At 42.9% G+C, this 19,248-nt stretch carries 16 protein-coding genes and 4 tRNA genes; 6 read left to right on the forward strand and 14 right to left on the reverse strand.

All coding sequences use genetic code 11. From position 1 onward, the window contains the following. Positions 1-10: 10 nt before the first annotated feature. Together DPF91_RS09050 and DPF91_RS09055 are read right to left on the reverse strand one after the other, a co-directional pair. Positions 11-712 (reverse strand): NAD-dependent epimerase/dehydratase family protein, encoded by a 702-nt coding sequence (locus DPF91_RS09050; RefSeq protein ID WP_117234084.1) that lies wholly within the window; start codon positions 710-712, stop codon positions 11-13. Positions 713-725: 13 nt separating this feature from the next. Then, positions 726-1,244: an NUDIX hydrolase gene (locus DPF91_RS09055; RefSeq protein ID WP_117234085.1), complete on the reverse strand. Its 519-nt coding sequence runs from the start codon at positions 1,242-1,244 to the stop codon at positions 726-728. Between the two features lie 151 nt (positions 1,245-1,395). Here DPF91_RS09055 and DPF91_RS09060 point away from each other — a divergent pair, with 151 nt between their 5' ends. Continuing rightward, complete coding sequence (locus DPF91_RS09060; RefSeq protein WP_117234086.1) at positions 1,396-1,662, forward strand: putative hemolysin; 267 nt, start codon at positions 1,396-1,398, stop codon at positions 1,660-1,662. Positions 1,663-2,253: 591 nt separating this feature from the next. Here DPF91_RS09060 and DPF91_RS09065 read toward each other — a convergent pair. Further along, entirely contained in the window at positions 2,254-2,445 is a 192-nt protein-coding gene (locus tag DPF91_RS09065) for a hypothetical protein (protein ID WP_117234087.1), read from the reverse strand. A 338-nt stretch (positions 2,446-2,783) separates the two neighbouring features. Next, entirely contained in the window at positions 2,784-3,683 is a 900-nt protein-coding gene (punR, locus tag DPF91_RS09070; protein WP_117234088.1) for a DNA-binding transcriptional activator PunR, read from the reverse strand. A gap of 158 nt (positions 3,684-3,841) precedes the next feature. On the opposite strand from punR, the gene punC reads away from it, so the two are divergent. After that, on the forward strand, positions 3,842-5,047 hold the full coding sequence (punC, locus tag DPF91_RS09075) for a purine nucleoside transporter PunC (protein WP_117234089.1): 1,206 nt from the start codon (positions 3,842-3,844) through the stop codon (positions 5,045-5,047). 310 nt (positions 5,048-5,357) lie between these two features. Here punC and DPF91_RS09080 read toward each other — a convergent pair whose 3' ends face one another. After that, positions 5,358-7,091 (reverse strand): bifunctional metallophosphatase/5'-nucleotidase, encoded by a 1,734-nt coding sequence (locus tag DPF91_RS09080; RefSeq protein WP_117234090.1) that lies wholly within the window; start codon positions 7,089-7,091, stop codon positions 5,358-5,360. A gap of 267 nt (positions 7,092-7,358) precedes the next feature. Between DPF91_RS09080 and DPF91_RS09085 the strand changes: the two genes are divergently transcribed. Continuing rightward, entirely contained in the window at positions 7,359-8,990 is a 1,632-nt protein-coding gene (locus DPF91_RS09085) for an ATP-dependent endonuclease (RefSeq protein WP_117234091.1), read from the forward strand. 49 nt (positions 8,991-9,039) lie between these two features. On the opposite strand, the gene DPF91_RS09090 is transcribed toward DPF91_RS09085, so the two are convergent. Further along, positions 9,040-9,501, reverse strand: coding sequence for a DUF1097 domain-containing protein (locus DPF91_RS09090; RefSeq protein ID WP_117234092.1), 462 nt, complete (start codon positions 9,499-9,501; stop codon positions 9,040-9,042). Between the two features lie 154 nt (positions 9,502-9,655). Continuing rightward, positions 9,656-10,561: a LysR substrate-binding domain-containing protein gene (locus tag DPF91_RS09095; protein WP_117234093.1), complete on the reverse strand. Its 906-nt coding sequence runs from the start codon at positions 10,559-10,561 to the stop codon at positions 9,656-9,658. Between the two features lie 181 nt (positions 10,562-10,742). Here DPF91_RS09095 and focA point away from each other — a divergent pair, with 181 nt between their 5' ends. Both focA and DPF91_RS09105 read left to right on the forward strand, forming a co-directional pair. Further along, on the forward strand, positions 10,743-12,194 hold the full coding sequence (gene focA / locus DPF91_RS09100) for a formate transporter FocA (RefSeq protein ID WP_117234094.1): 1,452 nt from the start codon (positions 10,743-10,745) through the stop codon (positions 12,192-12,194). Positions 12,195-12,339: 145 nt separating this feature from the next. Further along, entirely contained in the window at positions 12,340-13,128 is a 789-nt protein-coding gene (locus tag DPF91_RS09105) for a lipase family protein (RefSeq protein WP_117234095.1), read from the forward strand. Positions 13,129-13,225: 97 nt separating this feature from the next. Here DPF91_RS09105 and DPF91_RS09110 read toward each other — a convergent pair whose 3' ends face one another. Continuing rightward, positions 13,226-14,761 carry a hypothetical protein gene (locus DPF91_RS09110; RefSeq protein WP_117234096.1) on the reverse strand — a complete coding sequence of 512 codons (1,536 nt, stop codon included), beginning with the start codon at positions 14,759-14,761 and terminating at the stop codon, positions 13,226-13,228. A gap of 76 nt (positions 14,762-14,837) precedes the next feature. After that, positions 14,838-15,401 carry a CBS domain-containing protein gene (locus DPF91_RS09115; RefSeq protein WP_117234097.1) on the reverse strand — a complete coding sequence of 188 codons (564 nt, stop codon included), beginning with the start codon at positions 15,399-15,401 and terminating at the stop codon, positions 14,838-14,840. 556 nt (positions 15,402-15,957) lie between these two features. Between DPF91_RS09115 and DPF91_RS09120 the strand changes: the two genes are divergently transcribed. Continuing rightward, positions 15,958-16,857 (forward strand): LysR substrate-binding domain-containing protein, encoded by a 900-nt coding sequence (locus DPF91_RS09120; protein ID WP_117234098.1) that lies wholly within the window; start codon positions 15,958-15,960, stop codon positions 16,855-16,857. Between the two features lie 302 nt (positions 16,858-17,159). On the opposite strand, the gene DPF91_RS09125 is transcribed toward DPF91_RS09120, so the two are convergent. From DPF91_RS09125 to viaA, 5 genes are all read right to left on the reverse strand, one after another. Continuing rightward, positions 17,160-17,233 (reverse strand) — tRNA-Cys (locus DPF91_RS09125). 41 nt (positions 17,234-17,274) lie between these two features. Next, positions 17,275-17,361, reverse strand: a tRNA-Leu gene (locus DPF91_RS09130). Positions 17,362-17,487: 126 nt separating this feature from the next. Further along, positions 17,488-17,563, reverse strand: a tRNA-Gly gene (locus tag DPF91_RS09135). 22 nt (positions 17,564-17,585) lie between these two features. Then, positions 17,586-17,659, reverse strand: a tRNA-Cys gene (locus tag DPF91_RS09140). A gap of 142 nt (positions 17,660-17,801) precedes the next feature. Next, the gene (gene viaA / locus DPF91_RS09145; RefSeq protein WP_117234099.1) at positions 17,802-19,247 is read right to left on the reverse strand and encodes an ATPase RavA stimulator ViaA; all 1,446 of its coding nucleotides are present in this window, start codon (positions 19,245-19,247) and stop codon (positions 17,802-17,804) included. Position 19,248 lies beyond the last annotated feature (1 nt).

The raw sequence follows: 19,248 nt of genomic DNA on the forward strand, positions 1-19,248 counted from the left end.
GTTTTCCTATTTAAGAGCCCGTGACAATGTCACGGTAGTGGAGATATTTAATCGTAGTACCGGCGTGCTTGTGTGGTTTACGACTTAACGATTTTACTTTGTTAAAAAGCGCTTTCGCGACATCCTTTGATTTAACCGGCTTTAGCTTAGATAAAGGGCCTAACATCAAAGGATTTAAAACCTTCAGTACCGCTTGTACGGCTTTTTCATCGGATCTAGGCTGCTCTCGTTCCCCCACTAACGGCCCAGGTCTGGCAAATACGATGCTATCAAAACCAATTTCCGATACCGCTTGTTCCATCGTCCCTTTACATCGTAAATAATGACTCACCGACGATGCGTTCGCACCGTAACTAGAAACAATGCCAATGTGCTTTACACCCGCTAGATGCATTTGTTGCGCTAAATGAACCACAAGGTCATGGTCGACGTACCACAAGCCTGCGTTACTGCCCGCTTGTTTTTTGGTTGTCCCTAAACAAATAAAGCCCAACGAAGGTGAATTTGAGGAAGTATTAGAGGCTTGATGTTGTAGATCAACTGAACCTAAATCACCAGTGACAACATGTTCCCAGCTAGGGTTGCTGTTTAATGGGATCTTGCGCCCTATTTGCACAACGTTTTTGTAGGCTTTTAAAGATTTGATTAACGAGGTTCCTACAAGACCGGAACCTCCAGCAACAAAGACTCGACCGTTGTTTTTGTCGTCCATAAGTAAACTCGTTTTAAAGCATCTCTTTTGAGATTAAGTGAAGCAAGAAGGTCTCACGCTCAATACTCATCCCTTTTTTAGGGCTTTCAGCAATGGTTTTCTCATTGTGTGCGATCGCTGCATGGATATTAATCCAAACTGGGCGCATTCCATTCTTCACTTCGTAGTCTTCATATGCGGTTTCACCAAGTTCACGATTAATCTTACAGGTGTAGCAATATGAGATCATATGGACAATATCGGCATCGTCTTTATACCAAGGACGAAACTCTTCGTAGATACCGTAGGGTTTAATGTCATGGATATTTTTAGCGCCCGTTTCTTCTTCAAGCTCACGAACCATACCAGCAAGAATATCTTCACCTTCATCAATACCACCGCCTGGAATTGAGTAGTCATGGTAACGCTCTGTGTAAAGGAGCAAAATATCTTCGCCACTGATGACGATTGCTCTTGCGGCATTGCGCTTAAAGATAATGGAATTGTCTAAATGTTCAATATCAGGATGAACGGTGGTTTTTAGATGTCTCATTACAAACTCGATCTAGAAATACTTTATTGCGAATACTAACACAACCCATCTTTTTCTTGAGAATTTGTGCGTAAAATCAATCAGATTGAGAAACACTTTTCTCTTTTTCTCCTACACTTAAACCAATACTAACAATCTGTTGAGGTAATACATGAAAGCATCTCACCTACTTTGTCTCATTGGTATCTCAATCATTACCGTTGGCTGTAGCAGTGAACCTGATGAGTATGAGGTAAAGGAGTATCAACAAGCAGCAAACCCAGCTGCTGTTTATTGTGTTCAACAAGATGGTGAATTGGAAACAGTGACCGAAGATGGCCGTCGAGTGACCTACTGCTTACTACCGGATGATGAACGAATTGAACAGTGGGAATACTATCGTCAGAACCACAAGAAAGAAGATGACATGTCGTCCTAAGACTAATAGCGCCGGTATCAACAAATCACCCTCCTCCAAGATCAACAAAAGCCTCATTTGAGGCTTTTGTTTGGTTTGCTCATTAATCTTGTGTAGGGATCACACTACACGGTGACTTTGGAAGTCTAGAGTCGATTAATGAAACTTTTTGTTTGCTTCTTTACTCGTTTCTTTCCAGTACTGTACTCGAACACGATGAAGCTGTGCTTTTCTAGTTTTTTTCATAATACACCTACGTTACAACACCCTTTGTATCAGTGAGTTAACAGCTTCTCTGCCACTCCAAAGGTCTTTTTCTTTATTTAATTCACACTATAAAATTAACCATTTAAGCCAAGTCGGTCTATGACTAGGATCACAAATCAGTAACCGTACAAACATCTTATACCACTTAAGTGTGATGGCGATCAGTATGTAAGCTTAAAGCGCAACGAAGAGAATTAACGGTGAACGTGAGTAAAACAGAACAAACTCGATAGATTTACATGTCTGTTCTTCTGATAGCATTTCGAAACTTACCATCGAACAGGTTATTAGGATCAAAAACGCCAGCATCATTGATGCTGGCGCTTTAGAAAGTTTTTTAAAAGACTAGCGCATTAAGCCTAAATCTTTTTGCATGTGACCAGATAGGTCTGATGCGTAATATGTACTTTCTACTTCACCCTTGCCGAAAAGAATATCTAGCAAGTGCATCATCAATCCTTTGAAGTTAACCGAGTAGGTTTTTTTATCCATAGAGTCTGTAGCAGCGATAGTATCGAATTGGATTGCTTGTGCCATAGTAGCCTCTCTATAAATTCTGTTAACTTGTTTTGTTCTGTTGGGCTAATAATAGGGCTTAATTCGCTGCTACAAAAATGAACTAATTTTAAATTTCGAATAAGTTTTTCTAATGAAACAACCAGTTAACACAAACAAAATATGCATACGCAACGAACCTGCATAGATAGTCATAATTTAGTTAATTATATGCATAACTTAAATTAACAGGACTTCATCAATCCTAATTGTTACATTTAATTAACTAAAAATAGTTTTACACTAGACTAAAAAAACAAGATTTTGCGTCATTTGGACAAAAATTTGTTATCCAAATCATTTCCACCGTAGTGAAACTATTATGCTAACCATCGAGATTGGAGGTGTTCTTTTGAACCTAGGTAGTCTATTAACCATCCAATAAGTTTATTGCTGTTATCTTTCTTCCAAACCAAGCAACATTGGCTTGCAGGTTTTATGTCTTCTAACTGTTTAGCCACCAACTCTCCATTATCAAGATATGGCTTAGCCATGTGCATTGGCATGTATCCTACCCCCACACCACTTTTTAAACTCTCTATCGCACAATACCAATTTGGTAAGAGCAACCGCCTTTGATTTTTAAAGTACCCCGTATGACGCTTTGGCAGCACTTGAGAGGTGTCGTCTAAACAGATCGCGGGATATTGACTCACACTCTTCTCATCGAGAAATTCGATTTCAGTGCAAGGGTGATGGGGTGCCATAACAAAAACCCACTCTAAAGCGCCCATATCTTTTAACTCAAACTCTCCGCCAACAGGGATTGCCGAAGTTGCCCCAATCACAACATCTGCTCGATTTTGCGAAATGGCTTCCCAGGATCCATTAAACACCTCCATGTTGATCTGCAACTCGGCAAATTCAAACTCTTGGTAGAAATCGTTAATCAAATCGTTGAGTGTCGAAACATTTACAATATTGTCTAAAGTAATCCTCAACGTAGATTGCCAACCCAGCGCTATTCTTCGTGTTTGAGTCTGAACTTGGTCCATTTGCCTGAGCAGGTGCCGAGCCTGATCGATGAAAACCTCACCAGCCGGTGTCAACTCCACACGTCGAGGCAAACGCTTGAACAACACGACGTCCAACTCCTCCTCAGCTTGCCTCACGCTGTAACTAATTGCCGAAGGGACTTTATGCAATACCTCTGCAGCAGCGGTAAAACTCCCAAGCTGAGCGACTATATCTAACATTTCTAATGAAGAGCGACTGAACATATTTTACCCATCAAAAATTTTGATTCATAACCCACTATTTTAGCGTTTCATTTTTCTTAAGTCGAAAACTACAATCCGAAACCTTGTTATAGCAAGAGCTCTGTGTACACACAGAGAAAAAAAGAATCCCGATTTAATACAAAATTTTTAATCTAATTATGAAAATATCAAATTATCAGCTCTTCTACCTCGCAGTCCTTTCTATGCTTGGCTTTATCGCTACAGACATGTACCTACCCGCATTTAAGGTAATTGAAGCTTCGCTCAACACCGGCCCTGAAAAAGTTGCGCTATCTCTAACTGTCTTTTTAGTTGGTATGGGGCTAGGTCAAATTAGCTGGGGGATTATTTCCGACCGCATTGGTCATCGTGCGTCGTTACTGATTGGCTTAAGCATTTTTGCAATCTCTTCAGCTGGCTTAGCCATAGCTGACCAAGTATGGCAGCTACTATCATTAAGATTTGTACAAGCGATTGGTGTGTGTGCACCAGCAGTGATATGGCAAGCTATTGTCATTCAAAGGTACTCAAGCAATAGCCAGCAGATTTTCGCTACTTTGATGCCTTTGGTTGCACTATCCCCTGCTCTCGCACCGCAATTTGGTGTACTTTTGGTTAACTCATTTGGCTGGCAAAGTATCTTCTGGAGCTTGGGAGTCATTGGCGTGCTCCTAGTTATAGCTACAATCAAGCAAAGCGAATCTCAAAATGTATCGAGTAATAGAAACACAGTAGCGGATATCAAAGGCCTTTTTGGATCTAAGCTGTACGTGGGGAACGTGGTTATCTTCGCAAGTGCAAGTGCTGCTTTCTTTGCCTACCTAACTGGTATGCCAGAATTAATGACTCAACTCGGTTATGATACAGAAGCCATTGGGCTTAGCTTTGTGCCTCAAACCATCGCCTTTATGTTAGGGGGATACCTCGGTAAACGCTCTGTTAAGCGATTCGGTGATGAAAAGGTTTTGCGTAATCTGATTGCCATGTTGACCATCGCAGGGTTACTGCTGTTTATGACCTCGCAATGGACGCTGACTTCTATCTGGCCGATACTCGCACCGTTTTGTCTACTTGCGCTAGCAAATGGTGCGCTTTATCCGATTGTGGTTAACCGTGCGCTTTCAAGTGCGAGCCATTCACCAGCGACAGCAGCAGGTTTACAAAATAGTATTCAAATCTGCATCAGTAGTGTCGCAAGCGGTGCCGTTGCACTTTATGCAAGCCAGGTTCAAACCGCGACAGGTATCGCGATCATACTCTGTATTGCAGGTATTTGGTTGGGTTATATTATCTCTAACCAATCTCTCTCTTCACAGTTCACAACACCTGACAATTCACGCGTTGCAAGAGATGAAGAGTTCTAAGAGCGAGTAGTTATTTAAGCGAACTGTTATTCAAGCAAAGCTAAAAGCTAAGAGAGACAAAAAAGCCAGTGGATCAGCCGATTCACTGGCCTATTTGAACTATGGGTATACGAACGCGATTGCTGACCAGGCTGAAAGCCAAATTGTAATCAACGCGACGTCAGTCCACTTATGTTTCCACATTGTTGTTGCCTTATAGTGCTCAACCAAGCTCTATTAAGCAATTTATACGCCAATCTTACTTACCTTTTCCCGCCAGAACAGTAATTCCTATTTAAGCGTATCTTGTCTGTCTTTACGGTAACTTAAGTTAAGAGGTCACTTGAGTAAAGTGGCGACAAACCTTAGCAAGCTTATTTGGATCATCTTTCAAAAAAGTAACCATACAATCTGCCATTGAGTATTGAGTCGTCCCTACCGTTCCCACTGTATTCAAGATTGCGTTATAACCTTCTTTACCTTTCATTGTGTAAGCCGATGACGTACCGCGATAAATGGTATCTGGCTTTACCGATTGCCACTGCTCATCTTTATAGACCAATAAATTGGCAATCCTTTTACCTTGTGGCTGACTAGCTAGATAATCAAACTTGAGATTGTAGGTGTATGGATAGCTCCCTGATCCGGTTCCTTCAACGCCATTGTTAATTGCATTATCAATTGCCCCCTCCAAAATGGCGGCAATGGTGTGACCGGACACTGAGTAATAACCAATCGGTACGGCAAAAGGTAGCAGCTTGCCGGCAATATCAGCTGTCGAGATCTTGCCTTCGTTTAGCGAGTTTCGGACTCCCCCTGCATTGTGGATTGCAAAGTCGAGCTCTATTCCATCTTGCCCTAGCGTAAATAAGAAAGACTCGGCAACTAATGGAGCGATCTCACTAGCACCTTTCTCATCAGGTAACCGCACATGGCGAAGCTTTCTAGGTGCGTAGCCAATAATATCTCTTTGAAGCTCACGAACCTTTGGCATGTACTTTTCAACCAATATTGCTTGGGTATCGTGATCCTTTTTACACACTGAAACATTTGGGTGATTGTCGATGAGCTGACGCACTCGACGATAGGTATCATCTGTAGCAACCTGATCCATTGAAGCATTGAGAAACAGCTGGCGACCAAGCAAAAGCTCATTCTTGCCTGTAAAGTGTGTGACTTCACCTGACTCAGAAAAATCAATTTCACAGTGACCCATTGTTAGAGAGTGGAAACCCGCTTGCACGATACGCGTGTCATTCACTTTCAAGCCATACTCATCATCTTTGCCAAGCCCTAGCGATGAAAAGTCTCCTTGCAGCTTATGGCTATGCCCTCCGACGATGAGTGAAATACCTTTTACTTGCTCAGCGAGATCCATATCACCCTCATAACCCAGATGGCTAAGTAGAATGATCTTGTTGATGCCCTGCTTGTTGAGTTGCTCCACGGTATTACGCGCAACTTGAATAGCATTCACAAACGGCGTGTCTGTATCGGGCTGGGCAATATCCATCATCTTATCGAGCGACAAGCCAAAGATTGCCACAGGCTCTTCATCAAACTCTTTGACGATGTAAGTTGCCGTATTTGTTTGCGGTTGATATGGCTTGATATTCTCACAGTCATTTAGACGACAAGTTTTGGTCGTTAACTCTTGGCTAATATCCCAGTTGCCCGCTAGAAGAGGAAACCCAATACGTTTAGCAAAGTTCACGACCGGCTCATTGCCCATATCGAGTTCGTGGTTGCCAATAGTCATCGCATCAAGATTCAACGCCGAAAGCATGTCTGCGTTCGCTTTCCCTTTGAATAAGGAAAAATAAAGCGTGCCTTGGAAACAATCTCCAGCGTGTAAAAATAGGAAATGACGACCTTGCTCACTCGCATGCTGTTTTAACTGATTACGGCGCGCAGCAATGCGAGCAAAACCACCGGCGCTCACATAAGGCGTAATAGCGTTGCCATCTAGGTCTACGGTTAATTGGAGAGCGCTTGGCTCAAAGTAGGAATGGGTGTCATTAATATGTGCCAGAGTCACCTTAACTGGCTTAGATGTTCTCTTCATCTTTTTACTCTTCTCTTTTTCATTCCTAACATCTTGATGGCGAATCATGACAGAAACGTGACGAATATCAACTATAGCAGCATCGCGTCACTCAACGAATGATGTTGAAATTTTTCATGAAAAATCACTGTCTTTATTATTGTGCTTGTTGAGCTTTCAACCTTCCCAATAACAATTCTGTGAGCACCTATTCATACGATCCTCGTAAAATTAGTTATGCTTTAGTAAACAGCGATTTAGTAAACAACGATTAAGTTGGAGCGATGTATGCAGTTAGAACGTATCGAGATTTCCGGCTTCAGGGGTATTAAACGTTTAAGTCTTCAGTTCGATCAACTGACAACGCTTATTGGTGAAAATACCTGGGGTAAGTCATCACTGTTAGATGCCTTATCAGTGGTGTTGCCATCAGATGGCGTTCCTTACCAATTTGAGATGCAAGACTTTCACGTCGACTATGCTATTTCACATCCACAATCTCAGCATCTACAAATTATCCTTCAATTTAAATCCACCGACAAAAATGAAATACGCTCCGGTAGATACAGAAAAATCAAGCCTATATGGGTGACAGACGAATCTGGCCAGTCTTATATCTTTTATCGAATCAGTGCCTCGCTCAATGAATTTAAGGTCACGACTCGCTATCACTTCTTAGATCTAGGAGGTGAACCAATCCAACTTCATCAATCTGAAAAACTGGCAATGGAGTTAATGTCGTTACACCCTGTCATTCGATTAAGAGACGCGCGCAGGACGCCGACAGCAAACATTGAGACCAACGGTAAGAATGCTCGCATTGAGAAACGTATCGCTAATACTTGTCGTCGATTGCTTTCAACACCTGGTCACGTAAACAAAGGGGAAATTAAGAGCTCTTTGAGTTCAATGGAAACGCTGATAGAACACTACTTTTCTTTCAAAACACGTGGAACCAGAGATAAAAGAAAACCGAGAGATGGGCTATTCTCAGTTTCCACTAGCAATGAGAACAGTCTTCTTAGGGTATTAGAGCAGGAGAAAAACAAGCAAACACGCTTGTTGTTACTCGGCCTACTCAACACCTATTTACAAGCTAAAGGCCCAAATGAATTGCGTCGATGCTCTCGGCCAATCCTAATTATTGAAGATCCAGAGAGTCGCCTGCACCCAACACACTTAGCTCGCGCTTGGGGTTTATTGCAACTACTACCCATGCAAAAAATCTTAACCACAAATAGTGCAATATTGCTTGGTGCTGTGCCCCTTTTCTCTATTCGTCGTCTTGTCAGACAGTCGGATAAAACCATCGCTACGTCGGTTCCAACTCATATCCTTTCTAATGACGAACTAAGGCGAGTAGGTTTTCACATCAGATTTCACCGGTCTGGTGCGCTGTTTGCACGCTGTTGGTTGCTAGTAGAGGGTGAAACCGAAGTTTGGTTGTTCAATGAAATGGCTAAACTGTGCGGTTATGACCTTGCCGCAGAAGGTATACAGATTATCGAATTTGCTCAGTCAGGACTTAAAGCTCTGATCAAGGTGGCAAAGGCCTATGGTATTGATTGGCACGTTGTGACCGATGGTGATGCTGCAGGTAAAAAATACTCTGCTACCGTTCGAAGCCAATTAGACAATGATCAAGAGCGTCACCGCCTTACGGAGCTGCCTGATAGAGACATCGAGCACTACTTATATACTCATGGCTTTGAGTATTTCTTTAAAGACATGCTGCATATCCCACATGATCACCCTATTCCACCGAAAAAGGTTGTGACACGAGTATTGAAAAAGTACGCCAAACCCGATTTGGCTCTGGCTATTGTAAACTACTGTGAGAGTAAGGACTTAGAATGTATCCCGCTGCTCATTCGCTGGACGCTAAAACGGGTCATTACGATGGCAAACGGAAATACGTAAAAATTAATCAGATGGTTCTAGCGAGTTTTAGAAGCTGAACAAATTGCACTTATGCGGCTTTCACCGCAGTTTTTGCACTTAACCACTCGCCCGACGTTTTCATAAGAAAGCCAAACACGCCACCAAGCATCAGTGATGGTACAACCAACTGCCAGTCACCACCCGCGGCAAACGTAGCACATGAGCCAATAAAGGTACCTGGGATGTAAGCTAGAATCTGTTTCTTCGCTTGAATACACATAAAGAATGCAACGATAGACGTGACAACGTAGCCTGCAACCTCAAGATTAATCAACTGTGATGACTCGATAATCACCATCGCCCAGAAAACACCCGACAAGTTCGTCAGCAAGCTTTCCATTAAACCTTTACTGCCGCTGTTTGGAGATGCGAAAAAGCTCGTACAACCAAGAAACCCTGCCCATGAGAGCAATCCGAAGCTAAATGCCATCCAACCCCAAATTCCTGAAAGAATGCCTGTGGTCAGTGAAATGGCGAATAATACGTTCATCGAGTTTCCTTATATGTGTTATCACATTTTCATTACGCCCAGTGTAACGAGCTAAGGAAACTCAACCACAACACAGATCACACTAATCATGTATGCGACACTCTCGATTTCATAAATATTTGAACGCAATCGTATAACTAGCGAAGTGTCTTAATCAGAATACTGACGGCTTTCCCTTCATCATTCTAAGCCCTTCACGTTTAAAACTCTCGACTAATGGGTTTTCCGCCATATCTGCACGCCAGATGAAAGACAATGTACGCTCCATATCCAATTCAGGTACGTTAAGTGCCACTAAACGCCCTGCTTCGATTGATCGCTCAACATCCAAGTAAGGTAAGCAGGTAAGGTAAGGCCCGTTTTCCACCATAGTACGAAGCACGGGAACGTGTTCGTATTCACGCCATACATCCAAATCCTGAATAAGGTGATCAACCGAGCTTTCAAAAACTTTACGAGTACCAGAACCGTGTTCACGCAATACCCATCGAGCTTGCTCTAACTGTGCCAAGCTAACACGCTCTCTTTTTGCAAAAGGATGATGCGCAGAAGCAACTACAGTTAGGTGGTCTCTACACCAGGTCTCTTGATGAATTCGGCTATCGTCACAGCGCCCCTCAATGATCCCCAAGTCATAGCGATAATCTAAAATCCCTTCAATTACGGTTTGAGTACTCTCGACACCTAAAGAGATACGAAGCTCTGGGAAGTCATTATCAATAATACTGATAAGCTCTGGCACCATATGTTCAGCCGGCGTTTGACTAGCACACAGTCGTAATTCACCACTTAACAAATGCTGCTCTAAGAAACCCATTTCTATTTGTTGAGCATCTTGCAATAGACGCTTAGCTTTGGGTCTTAACCATACCCCCCAATGCGTCAAGCGCATCTGCTTTCCTTGGCGCTCAAACAAAGGTCTACCTAACATCTTCTCGAGTTGAGCGAGTGACATGCTCGTCGCCGATTGGGTTAACGCCAGTTTATCCGCTGCTAGGCTAACGCTTCCTAAGTCAGAAATGGCGTCGAATACTGCTAACTGCTTAAGTGAATACCGCACGTTCTATCTTCCTTTCATATTCAACTTTGTTCATTTTACATCGTAAAAAGACGATATCAATTAATTTGATATCAACTCAAAGAAATATCAATTTTACCGGTAGATATTCGCTGAATATATTGATTAGGCAGTAAGGATTCACAACGACTGTATGGCATTACACATTAACAAAGGAGTTTCTATGTCAACGTTAGGATCTGAGCCGAGACAACTGTTTACTCCAGTAGAGATGATGCGTGAAGCAGAACAATTCGCGCTTAGCAAATCAAAGAAATCTACTGGAATGATATTAAGTCTAGCCATTATGGCTGGAGTGTTTATCGGTTTAGCGTTCTTGTTCTATATCACTGTCACTACGGAAAGTGACTCGGGCTGGGGCACCAACCGTTTCATCGGTGGTTTGGCTTTTAGTATGGGGTTAATACTAATTGTCATCTGCGGTGGTGAGCTATTCACGAGCTCAGTGCTGTCAGCTATCTCGTGGGCTAACAAACAAATAAAGATGAGCACCATGTTCGCGATTTGGGGCAAGGTCTATATCGGCAACTTTTTGGGCGCAACACTGTTATTGCTTTTAGTCACTGGTGCACAGCTTTATCAACTTGACCACGGTCAGTGGGGCTTGAATGCGTTAAACATTGCGCAGCACAAGCTTCATCACACCCCAGTTCAGGCTTTCTCTTTGGGGGTTTTATGTAACTTACTGGTATGTCTCGCTATTTGGTTAACGTTCAGTTCCAACAACGCAATGACCAAAGCCTTCATGGTGATACTTCCAGTTTCAATGTTTGTCAGCAGTGGCTTTGAACACTGCGTAGCGAACATGTTCATGGTTCCTCTGGGCATTGTGATTCAAAACTTCGCCCCAGAAAGCTTTTGGACAGCAGTAAATGCGACACCAGCACAATACGCTGATCTTAATGTCGCAACATTTATTACAGCAAACCTAATCCCTGTCACCTTAGGAAACATTGTTGGAGGGGCTGTGCTTGTTGGCTTATCTAACTGGAACATATACAGCAAGCCTCTTTTAAAAGCAGCAGTTACACCAATTACAACAGCGCAATCACTCACGTCAGTTAAGGATATCGATATGAATACTCAAATTTTTGCAAAAGACATCATGAATACACAACCAGCAGTTCTAAACGCGGATATGCCTATTCCATTAGCTATGGACATCCTAGAGCAAAAAGCGATGAGCTCAGCACCTGTTTGTGATGTGAATGGTCGCTTGGTTGGTTTCCTTTCCGCACACGATGTCATGGTAGAGCTATGGTGCCAAGATTACCTGCCTAACAAAGAGATGAAAGTGGTTGATTTAATGTCTCGTGATATCGTCGCTATCGATGCTAATGAAAGCCTTGTAAATATCGTCGAGTTCCTTGCCATCGACAAAGAGCAAGTCTTCCCAACGACCTCTATGGGCTACGCTACAAGCTTTACGACACTCTCGTTAGAAGAGCGTGCAAAAGCAGCAAAAGTGAAAAAACCACAAGTATTGCCAGTACTAGAACACGGCCAATTTGTAGGTGTGGTATCTCGGGTTGAAGTAATGCACGCATTGCGCCCAATTTATGGGGACAAAATTAATGTTGTAAACCAAGAAACGAAAGTTCTAGAAACCGCTTAATAAATTTCTATACCGACCTATTATAGCCCCGACACCCGTTGGGGCTTTTGTATTTTTACCCTTTGATTATTTCATGAGTTCTTCACAAACTCGGTCTAAAGTTTCAAGACACGCTAAAACAGACATCCAAAAACAAAGAGTTATTGTGAAGCCCTTAAAACGCTATCAATACGAACGCTACGCTGTTCTCTGTAATCTCGCCTACCCTCGCGTTTTCAAACAAACAAAGTACGGCTTTGACCCCAATGGTCAAAGGATCATTAAGAACGCTTCTGGCAAAACAATGATACGAGTCCTTTGGAGTGAAGACGACAATGAGGTGGTGGTAGTCATTAAAGGCTCTCATAGCATTAAGGACTGGCTACTCAATCTTGTACTTTGGACTCGAAGCTGTAAGCCTATAGGACTCAATTACCGAATCCATGCAGGCTTCTATTATCTACTGTTTCAAGAAAGCCAACCTAGTAGAAACGATGACAAACTGGGTCTAAGCGTATTCGAACGATTGGAGTCGACACTTCAACCTTTGCTGGCTAAAGGCAAGCGTATAGCGATTACCGGTCATTCTTCGGGAGGAGCTATCGGGTGCGTATTTGCAGATTATCTTGACCAGAAGTATCCAAGATCAATTAAACGTGTCGTGACCTTTGGGCAGCCTGCTATTGGGGATTGGCGAATCAGAAATTCTTATACCTTATATAAGAAGACATACCGAATCTGTTGCGACCTCGACGTAGTCACCTTCATGCCTCCTATTCCACTGCTCTACTGGCATGTTGGGAAAATGCTTTGGCTCTACAATGGTAAGGTCTATGAAAACACGCCTACGCTGATAAGAATGGGGCGCTCGTTGTTTAGTTGGATGATTCGTCCATTCTCATATCATTTAATGAGTAAGTACATACGGAACAAAGATTACTTTGATAAGCATTAGGGTCTCAAATTAACTTAAAGAAAGGTATTCAAAACGAAAAAAAGCAGCCACGAAAAAGTGACTGCTAGATAGAGACGACTCGATTTAAAAACTAAACTTAGATAGTCATCATTGAGTAAAGAACACCCATTGCACCTAGTGACGCCAGTGTTGCAACACCTTTTCTTGCCATAACGCCACCGTTTTCTGCCGCTTTACCAAACATGCCGAACACTAATGGGTGAACAAGGAATGTCATTGCAAACGTAAAGGTGATCAAGCTTGCAGCCGTTGCACCAAACATACCCTCTTGTACTGCCGCATATAGGCCGAAGTGAGAAAGACCCGATGATGCCGACATAGAAGCGTGCTCAAGAGACATTCCAGCCAGAGATAGCATAGTAAAGCTACCGAATACTGCCATAATCTGCCAACCCAACGAGAACTGCATCAAGCCTTTAACTTCTGTTTGCTCACAACCCGATGCTTTACGTAGGTTTTTAAGTGAAAGCGCCACACATGCTGCACCAGCAAGAATCAGCGGGATAGTGTACTCAACCATCAGTACTCCCTTTTCTGCACTTGCCGCGAGAATCGTGAACACAAAGATATGACCGGCAAACGGTACGTTAATCATAATTGGCGCACGAGAAGCCGCAGTATTACCAAAGTCACCTGCTGTACATGCACCAGTTAAACCAGAGTGAGAAAGACCACCTGCCATACCTGGAGCTAGGTTACGAAGGTAGTTCGCTTTACCTGCAAAGATAAGTAGAGCCAAACCACCAAACATCCAGAATACCTGACCAGCAAAACCGTACACGATAACGCTCTGTAGACCAGGAATACCAAATGCTTCAATCATGTGAGAACCACCAACCAAGAAGCCACCAGAAAGTACTAATGGAATACCAGCAAATAGCAGAGAGTTCATTGTTGGGCCCAGCTTCCATTTAGGCAGCATCATGCCAAGACCCGACGATAGAATCATCGCGAAGAAGATTTGTGGTAAACCAATTACCGTGGAAACCGCTTGAGAGATAATCAGTGACAGCTTAAGAACCACGATAATCGCTAGAATCTCAACCAAACCTTTTCTTAGGTAAAGCGCTTTGTTAGACGATTTAGCATTCTTATCAACGAAGATGAATCCGATAGAAAGACATACGTACGCGAACAGTAAGAAAGAGTCACCGAGCGTTGCGCTTGCCGCACGACCAGAAAGCAACACATCTGCTGCTTGAATACCAACTAATAGAAAGAAGCCACGTACGATGTATGCGAGTTGAGTACTTGTTGTACCCATGAATGCTTCTTTATTCGAAGGAACAAACAAACCACAATCCGCTTGTTGATTGTTTTGCTTTGACAGTAGGCGTTTTATCTCTTGACCACCAACAAAGAAAGAAGCAATCAAAGCGATAACCGTTGTCTGTCCGACAAGAACAATAACTGGGAACTCACCAAGACCTGGCTGCGCCATACCTGTAGAAACGAGTAAGGCACCTAAGCCTAGACCCGCGACCACAATAACAAGTAGTGACGAGTACTTGGTGCCAGCCACAATGGTGCGTGCCACTAGGATCATGATTGTTAGAGCGACTAGCGCAATGATTAAGTGGTTAAATGCATATAAATGGGAAACTTGTTCCATTACAACTCCGAGAATAGATTCATACTGCTCACCAACCTCTTGCGATGATTGAGTGAGTACATAGGTGTTTCAAATGTTAAGCGACGATCGCTTCTTTAATTGGTTCAACGACTTCAACTACCGTCGCTTTCGGTTCTGCAAACTTCGGCTCTGAAAACAACGTGCGCAGTGCTTTTAAGACTTCTAAGCGCGATACAACGCCGACGTACTTACCTTGATCAAGGACAGGAAGCATTTGAGGCTTACTTACTTTGATGGTTCGAGCACGCTCTTCTACAGTGAGTGTGGTAAAGCTTGTTGCGTAACCCATCGCTGTTGTTGGATATAGCTGCTTTTTGTCTAAAGCAAAAAACTCAAGCGTGTCAGTGAGCTGATCGCTAATATCTGCAGTAACAAGATCGGTTTTCATCAGATCCCCTACTTTCACAGATTCGTTAGGTACATAGTCTTGGCACCACATTTCAATCATTAGATCGTGTGTTGAAAAGAAACCAACCAACTGGCCATCAGCATCGCAAACTGGCGCTCCATTAATTTGGCATTCAACAAGTGAATCGATCGCTTTCGATAATGGAGTATCTATTTTTAATGTCGTTATTTCAGAGTTAACAATATTTCCTATAGTTAATTCACGAGTCATAACGCTCTCCTTAGTTAAATATGATATTTGGTGTTATCTGAATTGAAAGGAATAACTCATCAACTCAGTGACTAAGGACAAATTACAGTCGTAGATTAAAAACGTAAAATTGAATTTATTTAATGAAAAAATCAAAATAATTGATACTTGATAAATTGGTTAAAAACCAAGATAACGCTCTAGCACCCAAAATCAATAATTCTGATATCCAATGCAGCGACCTTGTAAGACTAGGCTTCCTTATCCCTAACCGCCTACAGTAGTGGGTTCAACCTTACAAAGACTCAAAGAGAATCTCATTATTAATGAGATAAGTTTAATATATATACCAAAACCGAAATGATAATTCGGAAAAACTTTATACAATAAAAATCAAACCTGAAACATATGAAATAAAAAGTAATCATTCATAGGGTTAATTTACACAAAGGAAACTTACCTTTTGTTACAAATAAGACCAAGTATAAATATCATATGCAAGAGCTATTAATAATTACTTGGTAGTATTATGTATTCCATTTCTTACAGTATTATATATTTAACGATAGGTATATTGGTGCGTTATTCATTAAAACAATTAGCAGTCTATGATGCAGTAGCAGAACTTGGCAGCGTTAGTAATGCTGCTGACAAATTGGCGATCACACAATCAGCGGCAAGTATGTCCCTCAGCCAACTTGAGAAGCTACTAGGACGAGAGCTATTTGTGCGCCAAGGAAAAGAAATGCGTTTAAGTCACTGGGGAAATTGGTTACGCCCCCGTGCTAAAAGGCTCCTACAGGACGCTGAACAGATTGACGCTGGCTTTTACGATCAACACCTTTTTAGTGGCACCATTAATATTGGTGCAAGCCAGACTCCTGCTGAGCACTTAGTGCCTGAGCTCATCAGTACTCTTGATTCAGACTTCCCAGAAGTCCGAACTGGCTTAGAGGTTAAATCAACTCAATGCATCATTGATGGCGTACTTAACTACAAGTACGACATAGGTATCATCGAGGGACGCTGTGATGACAATAGGACACACCAAGAAGAGTGGTGTCGTGACCATCTAGTCATCGTCAGCTCCTCACACCACCCGTTTAGTAAACGAGAGCGTGTTAGCCTTGCTCAGTTAGAGCAAGCCCAGTGGATTCTACGTGAGGGCGGTGCTGGTACACGCTCTATCTTTGAAAGTGCCATGTTCCCTCTCATTCCGGATTTAGATGTATGGCGTGAATACTCACACGTACCGGTGATCAGAACCATGGTTGCCAATGGCCAGTATTTATCATGCCTACCCTACTTAGATGTAAAGCCGCATATAGAATCCGGTAAGCTGGTGGCACTGAACGTGCCTGAACTAAAAATGGAACGTGCGATTTCTTTTATCTGGCGAGCAGAGATGGGGGATCACCCTCTTGTCGAGTGTATCAAGCACGCAGGCCATAGAATGATGAAGAATCGTAGTATCTAAAAAATTGATACTGTTTATGAAGAACTGAGGGTTCAAAAAGTCCGGGCACTAGAACCCCCTCCAACTCCCCCTTCCTAACCTGCATCGGCCAGTTAGAAACAACGAATAGGGTGAGAGCTATCCGAGCTTACTCTGCACTAATGAGCCTACATAGCCATAACACCAAAGAATTCTCTCCCCACATCAACCACTTTTAACGAGACAGATAACCCCATATTGAGTGGGCACTGGAGGATGTGGAAAAACAAACAGTTCAGATAGCAAAAAGCCCCAGCATTTCTGCTAGGGCTTTCCGAAAAGAATGGAGGCGCGTCCCGGAGTCGAACCGAGGTCCACGGATTTGCAATCCGCTGCATAGCCACTCTGCCAACACGCCTCAATTTTTTAAGCAGGTTTGAGAACCTTACTTTTTGTAGATGGTGCCCCGGGCCGGACTTGAACCGGCACAACGCGAACGTCGAGGGATTTTAAATCCCTTGTGTCTACCAATTCCACCACCAGGGCACGCAATTTCTTGCGATGGGTAAACACCATCTTTAATTATCACTAAAGCAATAATTTTTAATTTGGAGCGACTCGGCTGGATTCAGACACGAGGTTCCTCGTGTGACAACCGGCTATTCCGAAATTTGGAGCGACACACGAGGTTCGAACTCGTGACCTCAACCTTGGCAAGGTTGCGCTCTACCAGCTGAGCTAGTGTCGCCTTGTTCTCTCAAAGAAGAAAATGGAGGCGCGTCCCGGAGTCGAACCGAGGTCCACGGATTTGCAATCCGCTGCATAGCCACTCTGCCAACACGCCGATGCTTCTGGGCTTTTGCCCTGAGAACGAGGTGTACTTTACCGAATATATTAATCGATGCAATGTATTTTTTGCCTTTTTTGTTCAAGTGGTTAGACAATGTCTAATCCGGTGAACAATCATGCATTCTGCACCTAAATTATCACCAGCGCTTAAACAGGCGATCCATCATTGAAGGGTGATATTCCCAGGTATGGTCGAACATGCTCATCAATGCAGGATTACCATACTTCGACAAGCTAATGGCATGAAAGCGATTGTGGTTGGCTTTCAGCGCCTCAACTTCTTGCAGCATCTCATCAGATTGCTTCGGTGCTATAAAGTCTGATAACACCAATAGATCGGCATTTTGATAACGATCACTACGCATCAGTTGGATTGACTTAATCATTGCAGATTCGATGTCAGTGCCACCAGCAAAACGGTAAGAGAGAAAATCACTCACCTCTCGCAAACCATCTTGTTTGGTTAGCTCATAAGTAATCAACTCAGTAGAAAACAGCATGACATAACAATCACGATGCTCAGCTAAGGCGATTTGCATCAGCGCATATGCAATGGCCTTTGCAGATTGCTCAGGAAACCCACTCATAGATCCAGAGGCATCCACACATAGAATAAACGGTCCTTTGTCCAAATCAGGCTCACCAGTGTCCGCTTCTGGTAGGTGAACTCGCTTGATTTTTCGCGCTTTACCCTTGGTTCGGTAATTCATCAAACGTTTATCGATAAGGTTCTTGTAGAAAACAACTTCAAGTTCTGGGTGCGTCAAGAAAAGGGTTTCATTTGGTAGTAACTTATTAAGATCGTCACTCTCATGAACACCTACAATGTCATCAACGGCTTCACTGCTTAGCTCTTCTACTGGCTTCGCTTGTTCTTTTGGGGCATTACTCTTATGCGCATCTTGGCAATCACTCGCCATACGACCAAGCTTATCTGCAATCTCCTGAATACCTTTATGTTTGCGAAGAAACTCAGCGTGACCGTGTAACGATGCAACATCGCTTTTGGTTAGCTTTGTTCCTGCCATATCCCATAAACGACCGGCCGCATTTTCATTCCCAGATTCAGTCACCCCGTCCATGTTCTTGATGTTCTCAAGTCTTTGGTAAAGGTCTGTAAGTAATTTCTCTTTGTCATCTTCAAGCTCATGAATCTGAGCCTGATGAATGGATTCCGATAAGCTCTTGTACCACTCGCTACAGAAATGCTGAGCAAACATCGGGTTCAGTTTGGTCTCGTTCTCTTCCACAAGCTGGCGAGCACGAACGTAAAACTGAGACTTCTGTTTTAGGCGTTCCAACAAGGAATCAATATTTAAATAGAAGTGTTCTTCTTCCCAGTGAATCACTTCCTGATAGATAGCAAGCTCTTCCTGAAATTCTTCAGCCTCACTTACTTTGGTTAGACGTTGACGTACATTAGAGCGCCAGCGTTGAAGTTGTCTAGTGACCGACGCTTTAACGCCGTTATTCTCTGCCATGACCATCACCTGACTATTACCCAGTAAATCCGTTACTGCGGTATCAATGATTCCCGACTCTGCGATCATTAGAGCCAGGTTTAAGCTATCTGCACCTAACATG

Origin of the sequence: Vibrio maerlii, assembly GCF_003415655.1 — a bacterium.
GTDB lineage: Bacteria > Pseudomonadota > Gammaproteobacteria > Enterobacterales > Vibrionaceae > Vibrio > Vibrio maerlii.

Bases quoted from the DNA above. Each gene is read 5' to 3' on its own strand.
- DPF91_RS09115 (WP_117234097.1), bottom strand. From the start codon at position 15,401: ATGACTCGTGAATTAACTATAGGAAATATTGTTAACTCTGAAATAACG.
- focA (WP_117234094.1), top strand. From the start codon at position 10,743: ATGTCAACGTTAGGATCTGAGCCGAGACAACTGTTTACTCCAGTAGAG.
- DPF91_RS09110 (WP_117234096.1), bottom strand. From the start codon at position 14,761: ATGGAACAAGTTTCCCATTTATATGCATTTAACCACTTAATCATTGCG.
- punC (WP_117234089.1), top strand. From the start codon at position 3,842: ATGAAAATATCAAATTATCAGCTCTTCTACCTCGCAGTCCTTTCTATG.
- DPF91_RS09050 (WP_117234084.1), bottom strand. From the start codon at position 712: ATGGACGACAAAAACAACGGTCGAGTCTTTGTTGCTGGAGGTTCCGGT.
- DPF91_RS09085 (WP_117234091.1), top strand. From the start codon at position 7,359: ATGCAGTTAGAACGTATCGAGATTTCCGGCTTCAGGGGTATTAAACGT.
- DPF91_RS09080 (WP_117234090.1), bottom strand. From the start codon at position 7,091: ATGAAGAGAACATCTAAGCCAGTTAAGGTGACTCTGGCACATATTAAT.
- DPF91_RS09090 (WP_117234092.1), bottom strand. From the start codon at position 9,501: ATGAACGTATTATTCGCCATTTCACTGACCACAGGCATTCTTTCAGGA.
- punR (WP_117234088.1), bottom strand. From the start codon at position 3,683: ATGTTCAGTCGCTCTTCATTAGAAATGTTAGATATAGTCGCTCAGCTT.
- DPF91_RS09055 (WP_117234085.1), bottom strand. From the start codon at position 1,244: ATGAGACATCTAAAAACCACCGTTCATCCTGATATTGAACATTTAGAC.
- DPF91_RS09065 (WP_117234087.1), bottom strand. From the start codon at position 2,445: ATGGCACAAGCAATCCAATTCGATACTATCGCTGCTACAGACTCTATG.
- viaA (WP_117234099.1), bottom strand. From the start codon at position 19,247: ATGTTAGGTGCAGATAGCTTAAACCTGGCTCTAATGATCGCAGAGTCG.
- DPF91_RS09060 (WP_117234086.1), top strand. From the start codon at position 1,396: ATGAAAGCATCTCACCTACTTTGTCTCATTGGTATCTCAATCATTACC.